This window comes from Candidatus Thermokryptus mobilis (assembly GCF_900070205.1).
Taxonomy (GTDB): domain Bacteria; phylum Bacteroidota; class Ignavibacteria; order Kryptoniales; family Kryptoniaceae; genus Kryptonium; species Kryptonium mobile.
In genome coordinates this window covers 41,204-51,498 of record NZ_FAOO01000006.1, presented here as the reverse complement: position 1 = coordinate 51,498, position 10,295 = coordinate 41,204, and the positions used below count along the sequence as shown (strand labels likewise).

At 39.7% G+C, this 10,295-nt stretch carries 7 protein-coding genes and 2 rRNA genes (1 of these 9 cut by a window edge); all 9 read left to right on the top strand.

Annotated elements, in window-relative coordinates; translation table 11 throughout:
- Positions 1 to 542: ribosomal RNA gene (locus tag FKZ43_RS05120) — 23S ribosomal RNA — on the top strand; it begins 2,497 nt to the left of the window's first position.
- 78 nt (positions 543 to 620) lie between these two features.
- Positions 621 to 737, top strand: a 5S ribosomal RNA gene (gene rrf / locus FKZ43_RS05115).
- A gap of 79 nt (positions 738 to 816) precedes the next feature.
- Positions 817 to 2,271: an Asp-tRNA(Asn)/Glu-tRNA(Gln) amidotransferase subunit GatB gene (gatB, locus tag FKZ43_RS05110; RefSeq protein WP_140944799.1), complete on the top strand. Its 1,455-nt coding sequence runs from the start codon at positions 817 to 819 to the stop codon at positions 2,269 to 2,271.
- Positions 2,272 to 2,453: 182 nt separating this feature from the next.
- On the top strand, positions 2,454 to 5,465 hold the full coding sequence (locus tag FKZ43_RS05105; protein WP_140944798.1) for an amidohydrolase family protein: 3,012 nt from the start codon (positions 2,454 to 2,456) through the stop codon (positions 5,463 to 5,465).
- A gap of 15 nt (positions 5,466 to 5,480) precedes the next feature.
- Complete coding sequence (locus FKZ43_RS05100) at positions 5,481 to 6,809, top strand: amidohydrolase family protein (protein ID WP_140944797.1); 1,329 nt, start codon at positions 5,481 to 5,483, stop codon at positions 6,807 to 6,809.
- 127 nt (positions 6,810 to 6,936) lie between these two features.
- Positions 6,937 to 8,217 carry a diaminopimelate decarboxylase gene (gene lysA, locus FKZ43_RS05095; RefSeq protein WP_140944796.1) on the top strand — a complete coding sequence of 427 codons (1,281 nt, stop codon included), beginning with the start codon at positions 6,937 to 6,939 and terminating at the stop codon, positions 8,215 to 8,217.
- 12 nt (positions 8,218 to 8,229) lie between these two features.
- A complete protein-coding gene (locus tag FKZ43_RS05090; protein ID WP_140944795.1) occupies positions 8,230 to 8,727 on the top strand; it encodes a LiaI-LiaF-like domain-containing protein in 498 nt (165 codons plus the stop codon).
- A complete protein-coding gene (nfo, locus tag FKZ43_RS05085) occupies positions 8,727 to 9,590 on the top strand; it encodes a deoxyribonuclease IV (protein WP_140944794.1) in 864 nt (287 codons plus the stop codon). The genes FKZ43_RS05090 and nfo overlap by 1 nt, the downstream gene beginning before the upstream one ends.
- Positions 9,587 to 10,252, top strand: a complete 666-nt coding sequence (locus tag FKZ43_RS05080) for a protein O-mannosyl-transferase family (protein WP_140944793.1) — start codon at positions 9,587 to 9,589, stop codon at positions 10,250 to 10,252. The genes nfo and FKZ43_RS05080 overlap by 4 nt, the downstream gene beginning before the upstream one ends.
- Positions 10,253 to 10,295 lie beyond the last annotated feature (43 nt).

The following is a 10,295-nucleotide window of genomic DNA, read 5'->3' as shown; positions in this document are numbered from 1 at the left end:
AGATGCGAAAGCAGGGCCTAGTGATCCGGCGGTTCCGAGTGGAAGGGCCGTCGCTCAAAGGATAAAAGCTACTCCGGGGATAACAGGCTAGTCTCCCCCAAGAGTTCACATCGACGGGGAGGTTCGGCACCTCGATGTCGGCTCATCGCATCCTGGGGCTGGAGAAGGTCCCAAGGGTCGGGCTGTTCGCCCGTTAAAGCGGTACGTGAGCTGGGTTCAGAACGTCGTGAGACAGTTCGGTCCCTATCTGTGGCGGGCGCAGGATACCTGAGGGGAGTCACCCCTAGTACGAGAGGACCGGGGTGAACGAGCCTCTGGTGCACCAGCTGTCACGCCAGTGGCACCGCTGGGTAGCTATGCTCGGATGGGATAACCGCTGAAAGCATCTAAGCGGGAAGCCCACCCCAAGATTAGGTATCCCGAGTCCCGATTATATCGGGACCCTAAAGGCCCCTGGTAGACTACCAGGTTGATAGGCCACAGGTGTAAGTCCCGCAAGGGATTTAGCCGAGTGGTACTAATCGGCCGTGCGACTTAGCCAAATTAATTTTACCGCTCACAGATTTCGCTTGTATTCTTCTCCAGTGGTTTCACCCTCCCAATTTTCATGAGTTTGCTGACCCGGTGGCTATTGCGGAGGGGAAACACCCGTTCCCATTCCGAACACGGAAGTTAAGCCCTCCAGCGCCGATGGTACTGGTCGCGCGAGCGACCGGGAGAGTAGGTCGCTGCCGGGTTTTTTATTTTTAAATCCCACCTTGTGATTGAATTTCATAAACCTTTTTCTTATCTTAAGAAAAAAGCCAATTTTTCACTATGCTTTCAGATAAATATGAAGCTGTGATTGGGCTTGAAGTACATGCACAATTATTAACAAGTTCAAAAGCTTTTTGCAGTTGCTCAACCAAGTTTGGACTCCCCCCGAACACGAATGTTTGTCCCATTTGTTTAGGAATGCCAGGAACTTTGCCTGTTTTAAATAAAAAAGTCGTTGAATTTGCCGTTAAACTTGGGCTTGCTACAAATTGTAAAATACGGCGTTACTCCATTTTCGCACGGAAAAATTACTTTTATCCCGACCTACCCAAGGGTTATCAGATTTCACAGTATGAGGATCCAATCTGTTATGACGGTTATGTTGAGATTGAACTTAAAGAAGGAGTAAAGAAAAAAATTAGATTGAAGCGAATCCATATGGAAGAGGACGCTGGTAAATCCATCCACGATCAAGATATTGACACATTAATTGATATTAATAGATGCGGTGTTCCATTACTTGAAATTGTTACTGAACCAGACATAAGAACACCACAAGAAGCTGCGCTTTACTTGGCTAAAATCAGACAGTTAGTTCAATACCTTGATATTTGCGACGGAAACATGGAAGAAGGTTCGCTCAGATGTGATGCAAATGTTTCTGTTAGGTTAAAAGGTGAGACGAAACTTGGAACGAAAACAGAAGTGAAAAATATGAACTCAATAAAAAATGTTGAGAAAGCGCTTGAATATGAAATTAACAGACAGATTCAAATCCTTGAAAGCGGGGGAACAATAATTCAAGAGACGCTCCTTTGGGACGCTTCAGCAGGTGTTGTCAGACCGATGAGGTCAAAGGAAGAAGCACACGATTACAGATATTTCCCCGAACCTGACCTTGTGCCGGTTGTGGTTTCTGAGGAGTGGGTTGAGAAAATAAGGAAAACAATCCCTGAATTGCCTGAGCAAAGGAGAGATAGATTCATTAGACAGTATGGTCTTCCAAAATACGATGCTGAAGTTTTAACATCCTCAAAAGAGCTTGCTAATTACTATGAGGAGTGTGTTAAGTTTACAAATGATTTTAAGTCCGCAAGTAATTGGATAATGGTTGAGGTCTTGAAAATTTTAAACGAAAGGCAAATTGATATAACTGAATTTAAAGTTGAGCCAAGATTTTTGGCGCAATTGATAAATCTTGTTAACGAAGGTAAAATTAATCAGGCAACAGCAAAGAAGGTTCTTGAGCAAATTTCACATACAGGGGAAGAGCCAATATCAGTGATAGAGAGACAGGGTCTTATGCAAATTAGCGATGAAGATTTTATAACGGAAGCGGTTCTTAAAGTTCTTGAGCAAAACAAGGAAAACGTTGAAAGATACCTCGCTGGTAAGGATAAATTGTTCGGATACTTCGTTGGTGAAGTTATGAAGCTGACAAAAGGCAAAGCAAACCCGAAGCTTGTAAATGAGATTTTGAAAAGGAAACTTGAAGAGATGAAGGTAAGTAGTTAGTTTTGTTATTTGTTGGGCATTTGTTTATATTGTAGATGAAGTTTTCCCCACACCCTGGGTTATCCCCGCCCAGGGTTACCCCCTGCGGTGAGCGGGTTCCTCCCCCACCCCTCACCGCTTTTTATTTTTGAAACAATTTTTGAAAGGAAAGCGACTAAAAAGAAAAAAATCGTAAAAAAGCTATGAGAAAACTTCTCCCATTAATTTTTTTGATCTGCGTTATCCAGGTTTTATTTGCTCAGCAAAAAACAAAGCCAGTTGAGGGCTTGCGGGAAAACGCCCCAAAGGTTTATGCCTTCATCAATGCAAGAATAGTTCAAGCCCCGGGTAAAATCATTGAAAAAGGAACGCTTATTGTAAGAGATGGTGTAATTGAAGCGGTCGGAGCAAATGTTACAATTCCAAGTGATGCCAGTGTAATTGATCTTTCCGGGAAAGTTATCTATCCCGCTTTTATTGACCTTTACACAAATTATGGTCTGCCGAAACCTGAACCTCGGCGTCAACAAATGGGAATGGGTCAAGCTCCTCAGCAAGTTGAGACAAAGAAAAAAGGTGCAACTAATTGGAATCCGAATGTTTTTTCTGATAAACTTGCAGTCAATGAATTTACACCCGATCCAAAAGAAGCTGAAAAATTAAGATCGCAAGGTTTCGCGATAGTTTTATCCGTCCCGAGAGAAGGTATTTTCAAAGGGAAAAGCGTTCTTGTCACACTTGCTGATGGGAAAGACCCAAATGATGTAGTTGTCAAGCCAGAGGTAGCACAGCATATTGGTTTTATTAGGGGATTTGGAAGGGATGTTTATCCGAATTCTTTAATGGGCAACATCGCTTTAATTCGTCAAACATTTCTTGATGCGCAATGGTATGCTTCGGCTTGGGATGCTTTTTCAAAAAATCCTTCACTTCAAAGACCCGAGGCAAATTCTTCTCTTTCGGCGCTTCAAAGCACGCTGAAAGGTGAACCAGTGACCTTTGAAACATCCGATGAACTTGACTTTTTGAGATGTGTTAAAATAGCGAAGGAATTTTCTCTTAATGCTTGGATCGTTGGAAGCGGTTATGAGTATCGTAGAGTTGATGCAATTAAAAATGCTGGGTTCCCGGTTATACTTCCTGTTAATTTCCCAAAGCCACCTGATATTGAAAATCCAGATGATGCTGATGAGATTGACCTTAGAACTTTGAAGCACTGGTATAATGCGCCTGAAAATCCAAAGAGATTAAGCGAAGCAGGTGTAACTTTCGCTTTTACAACATATCAGCTTGAAAATGTGGGTGAATTTTTGCAAAAAGTTCGTGAAGCGATTGAAAGAGGATTACCTGAAGATGTGGCGCTTTCAGCTTTAACTGTGACGCCAGCGAAACTACTTGGAATGGAAAAACTGCTTGGAACTCTTGAAGTTGGAAAGATGGCTAACTTTATGATAGTTAATAAGAGTGTTTTTCAAGATGGCGCTAAAATCTTTCAGATTTGGATTGATGGGGAAAAATACGATGTGGAAGGAATGCCGGAGTTTGACCCGCGTGGTGAGTGGAAGGTTCAATTAAATGATGATACCCTGAGATTGAGTATTTCGGGACAGTTGAAAAATTTGAGAGGTCGTATCAAAAAAGGAGATAAATCAACAGGGCTTATAAGGGCGAGCTTGTTTGATAATAACTTAACACTTGCTTTCAATGGTGATTCTGTTGGAATAAATGGAATTGTCAGGGTTTCTGCATTTGTCAGAAAGGATAAAATTGAAGGTTACGCGGAAATCCTTGATGGGAGTAGGTTAAAATTTACCGCTGTCAGAATTGGGGAACCAAAAGAAGAACAGCAAAGGGGAGTCAGAAAAGTTAAATTTGAACCGCTGGAAATTACATATCCCGATGGTGAATTTGGCTTCAAAAAATTACCAGAACAACCCGAATACATTTTGATCAAAAACGCAACTATTTGGACATGTTCAAACGCTGGAAAGCTTGAAAATGCTGATATGCTGATTCGTCGTGGAATTATAGAGAAAATCGGAAAAAATCTCCAAGCACCCAAAGGAGCTCTTATCATTGATGCAACCGGGAAACATGTAACTCCTGGAATTGTTGATGCACACTCTCATACAGCTATAACAGGTGGTGTAAATGAGTCAACTCAGGCTATCACTGCAGAAGTAAGAATTCAAGATGTTATAAATAGCGATGACATAAACATTTATAGGCAACTTGCAGGTGGAGTTACCTGCGCTAATTTGCTCCATGGTTCAGCTAATCCGATCGGAGGACAAAATGCCGTTATAAAATATAAGTGGGGCTCACTTCCTGACGAATTGATCTTCAGAGAAGCTCCGCCTGGGATAAAATTTGCCCTTGGTGAAAATGTCAAACAAAGCAACTGGGGTGACAGATACACAACGAGATATCCGCAGACGCGTATGGGAGTTGAGCAAATTATACGAGACGCTTTCAAAGCAGCTCTTGACTATGAAAAAGCGTGGGAGATATATAATGCTGAAAGCAAGAAGAAGATTTTAATCCCACCAAGGAGAGACCTTCAACTTGAAGCTTTGCTTGAAATTTTGAAAGGTAAACGGCTTGTTCACGCTCATTCATATAGACAAGATGAGATTTTGATGCTGTTAAGAGTTGCCGAAGATTTCGGCTTCAGGATCGCAACGCTTCAGCATGTTCTTGAGGGATATAAAATTGCAGAGGTGATTTCAAAGCACGGTGCAGGTGCTTCAACATTTAGCGATTGGTGGGCTTATAAGTTTGAAGTTTATGATGCCATACCCCACAACGGAGCACTTATGGAAAAAGTTGGGGTTGTGACATCATTTAACTCGGACAGCGATGAACTTGCAAGACGTCTTAACACTGAAGCGGCTAAAGCGATCAAATATGGTGGTTTGTCAGAGGAAGAAGCATTAAAACTTGTCACTATAAATCCCGCAAGACAATTGAAAATTGATAAATATGTTGGCTCGCTTGAACCCGGTAAGCAAGCTGACTTCGTAATTTGGAGTGGAAATCCACTTTCAACCTATTCAATTTGTGAACAGACATGGATTGAAGGGAGAAAATACTTTGATAGGAATGAGGACTTAAAGATGCGTGAAGAGATCAAAAAGATGAGGAACTTCATCATTCAGAAAATTTTTGAAGTTAAGCAATCAGTTAGACAGCAACCACAATTTGCAACACAATAAAAGGGAGGTTTAAAAATGAAAGGTAAAATGATCGTTTTGGTTTTGATCGTTCTGTTTACATTGCCCGTGTTTTCTTCGGATATAATCCCGGGGAAACCGCAGGAAAAGCCGATTGCATTGGTTGGTGGAACTATCCATACGGTAACGAAAGGAACAATAGAGAATGGTGTTGTTTTATTTGACAAAGGGAAAATTGTCGCCGTCGGGAGAGAAATTAACATACCAAAGGATGCCGAGGTTATAGATGTGAAAGGGAAGCACATTTACCCTGGACTTATAAATGCTTTCACGACTATTGGTTTAATAGAGATAGGCGCTGTAAGAGCAACGCGTGATGTCACAGAAGTTGGGCTTGTGAATCCAAATGTAAGAGCTGAGATTGCCTTTAATCCCGATAGCGAACATCCGCCAGTAACAAGGTCAAATGGTATAACAATGGCTCTTGTAGTTCCAACTGGTGAGCTTATAGCTGGGCAATCGGCTTTGATGATGCTTGATGGCTGGACTTGGGAAGAAATGACGCTTAAAGCACCCGTTGGTCTTCATATTTATTGGCCGAGGATGACTTTGCCATCTAGAGGATTTATGTTTGTGAGGAGAAGCCCCGAAGAATTGAAAAAGGAAGTTGAAACACGTCTTAATCTTATCAGGGAGACATTCCAAAAAGCAAGGGCTTATAAGAAAGCAAAAGAATCAGAAATTCAAAAAGGAGTTCCATATCACGATACTGATTTAAAGTATGAGGCGATGATTCCCGTTCTTGAAGGTAAAGTTCCTGTTTTCATTCATGCGAATTCTTCAAAGGAAATTTTATCGGCAATTGAATGGGCTGAAAGTGAAGGGCTTAAAATCGTAATCGTTGGTGGTGCTGACTCTTGGAAGGTGGCTGATGTGTTGAAAAATAAAGGCATCCCTGTAATCTTAACGAACATTCACCGCCTCCCCTCAAGAAGATATTCTGATTATGATGAGCCATTCACCGTGGCTTATAAACTTTATAAAGCCGGTGTTAAGTTCTGTATAGGTGGAGAAGGTGGTTATTACAATGAAAGGAATCTCCCATATCAAGCTGGGACTTGTGTTGCGTTTGGTCTTCCAAGGGAAGAGGCATTAAAAGCCATCACAATTTACCCCGCTGAAATACTTGGCGTTGCTGATAAAGTGGGTTCAATTGAACCAGGTAAAGATGCAACTTTAATCGTTACTACTGGTGACCCGCTTGAAATTTCAACGCAAGTCGTGTATGAGTTCATCCAAGGTAAAAAAGTTGATTTAAGTAATAGGCAGGTTAAGCTTTACGAAAAATATGTTGAAAAATATCGCCGTCTGGGTCTTTTGAAGTGAGATTTTATTCCGTTAAGTTTTAGGGACGCCCTCGTGGCGTCCTTTTTTATTTTCAGACCTTTTTCGCAAAATTTTCATTGAAAAATTCAACCCGGAAAAGTAATTTTTTAAAAAAGGAAATTCCAAAATGCACTTTTATTACAAAGTAGATGAACTTTACTGTGAAAATGTTCCAATTAGAAAGATCGTTGAGGAATTCCAAACGCCAATTTATATCTACAGCAAAGCGCAGGTAATTGAAAATTTCAATTTATTGAAAGAATCTCTTCGTGGTCACAAAATCCTTTATGCATTGAAGGCAAATTCAAACCCAGAAATTTTAAAAATTTTGAAGGACCTTGGCGCTGGCGCTGATACTGTCTCAGCGGGTGAAATATACATCGCTTTGAAATCGGGCTTTAAACCTTCTGATATATCCTTTGCTGGGGTGGGAAAATATGACGAAGAAATAAAATTTGCGATTGAAAATGATGTCTTCTCGCTTAATGTTGAAAATGAAGAAGAAATTTACATCATCGCGAAATTAGCGGAAAATTTAAATAAAAAGGTTAGGCTTTTAATACGTATCAATCCTGACATTGATGCAAGGACACATCCGTATATCTCAACTGGAATTAAAACAAGTAAGTTCGGAATCAACCCAGACGAAGCAATTGATGTGTTTAAAAAGGCAGGTAAGATGCCTTGGATTGAAGTTATAGGTATTCACACTCATATTGGTTCACAAATCACAGATGTTGAGCCGTTTATTGAGACGGCAAAGTTTATTTTGAGATATATTGAAAAATTGGAAAAAGAAGGAATAAAAATTTCGCATATTGATTTTGGTGGTGGGATTGGTGTGAAATATAAAAATGCCTTGAAGTACGAAAAATTGCCACTTGAAAATGATGAAGACCGTGAGTTAAATCTTAACGAATTTAGCAAGGAAGTCCTGCCATTGCTTGAAAGTTTGGGTTGTGAGATAATGTTTGAACCGGGAAGATTTATCATTGCAAATGCAGGTATTCTTGTCGGGAAGGTCCTTTATAAAAAGAAAAACAGAGATAAAAATTTCATTATCACTGACATTGCCATGACCGAGCTTATAAGACCAGTTCTTTACGGTGCTTATCATCAAATTGTTCCTGTTGAGATCAAATCAACCGAGATTGAAACAGCCGATATCGTTGGACCGGTATGTGAAACGAGCGATTTTATAGCCAAGGATAGAAAAATTAACAAAGTTTCAAGAGGTGATTATCTCGCTGTCTTGACATCAGGTGCATATGGCTTTGTGGCAAGTTCAAATTACAATTCAAGATTAAGACCCGCAGAAATTCTAATTGATGGGGAAAATTATTATCTTATACGCAGTCGTGAAACTTTTTCCGATTTGTTAAGTAAAACTATTTTAGCGAAAAAATAATGAACGATGCATATGAATTCTCACAAAAATAAACTTTGGCTTGGAATTGCTTTCGTAATCATTGGGCTAACTTTACTTTTGAATAAATTTGGCATTTTAACTCTTGGCTGGAAAAAGATCATATCGGTGGTCCTCGTAATCTATGGTGCATACTTGGGTTATATGGGATTTGGTCTTGACTCAAACAGGAAGGTCTTTTGGGGTTCAATTTGGTTCTTCTTCGGGATTTACCTTTTCATTGACTCATCCGGTCTTCTAAACCCAGAGGTTCATTTCTTCTGGCCAGTTGTCTTAATTACAGTCGGTTTGTCGTTTTTAATGGCTTTTGTGAATCGTCCACGGGATATAGCTTTACTATTGCCAGCCATTACCTTAACGGGTATCGGTGTTTTGTTTCTTCTTACAAATCTCGGGGTCATATACTCGTTTGAGCTTTGGGAAAAAACGGAAAAATTATGGCCAATTTTATTGATAATCCTTGGACTTTATTTCATACTTAAAAGGGGCTGATGGAAAGGCGAAGATTGAACATCGGTGCGCATGTTTCAATTTTGGGTGGTCTTTATAAATCGGTATCAAGAGCTACGGGCATTGGCTGTGAAACGATGCAGATTTTCGTAAAAAGCAACGCGCAATGGAAAGCACGGAAATTTACAAAGGGCGAGATAGAAAAATTTAAAGTTGAATTGAAAAGAGCCGATATTCACCCTGTCATCGTGCATAGTTCGTATTTAATAAATTTGTGTTCAGCTGATAGGGAAGTTCTGAATAAGTCAAGGGTCGCTTTTATTGATGAGTTGAAGCGATGTGAAAATATAGGAGCAGATTATTTTGTTTTTCATCCGGGTGCACATCTTGGGAAGGGACTTGACTATGGAATCAAGTTGACCGCTGAATCACTTAACATAATCCACGAAAAAACAAAAGGTTTCAAAACATTAAGTGTAATTGAGGTAACCGCAGGTCAGGGTTCTGGAATTGGATATAGGTTTGAGCAGATAGGAAAGATAATTGAACTTGTTGAAGATAAAAAAAGAGTCGGGGTTTGTATTGATACATGTCATATATTTTCAGCCGGTTATGACATCAGAAGCGAAAAAGGATGTGAAAAAACTTTTTCGGAGTTTGACGCTATAATTGGAATTGAAAAAATAAAGGTTTTTCATCTCAACGATTCAATGCGTGAATTTAATTCTCGCGTTGATAGACATTATCACATAGGTAAGGGATTTATTGGAAAGGAAGCTTTTGCTTACATAATGCGAAACCCGATTTTCGCTGGGATACCGAAAATAATAGAAACACCAAAAGGGAATGATGATAGATTTGATCTGATGAACCTTAAAACCCTGCGAAAACTTGCTTTGCTATGATTGAAAAACTTAAAGCTGAAAGTTATTCACTTTTTCCAGCGCTTGTGTCTTTTCTTGTCTATCTTTATACATTGAGTCCATCGGTTGATTTCATAGATTCTGGTGAATTAACTGCGGTTTCATTTACACTTGGCATAGCGCATCCAACGGGTTATCCTCTCTTTACATTTATTTCTCGCGTTTTTTTACTTCTTCCTTTGCCTTTGCGTGTAATTTCAAAGGCGAACTTGTTTTCAGCCCTATCTTCTTCGCTTGCCATTTTCTTCTTCGCAAAATTTCTAATTTCAATCGCAGGTAAAAAAGCAAAAGACCCAAAACTTTTCGCTTCATTGACATCCCTTGCTCTTTCTTTTAGTTTATTTTTCTGGGAACAAGCACTTTCTTTTGAGGTTTATTCTTTCCAATCTTTACTGATTTCCCTGATACTTTACTCCCTTTTTAAATTTAGATCAACTGGTAGCTTGCGATATTTCTTCTTTTTTAGCTTCCTGCTCGGTCTTTCGTTTACAAATCATCTCACGATAATTTTCCTCATCCCATCTGTGATATATATTTTCATCTCTGAATTTTGCAGGGAACTAAACTTTAAAATTTCCCTTTTTTCCCTTGTTCTTTTCTTAATCGGTTTAACACCTCTTTGTTTATCTGCCTATAAGAGCTAAATCTGGCTCTTTCTTGAATTGGGGTGACCCGTCAACACTTGAA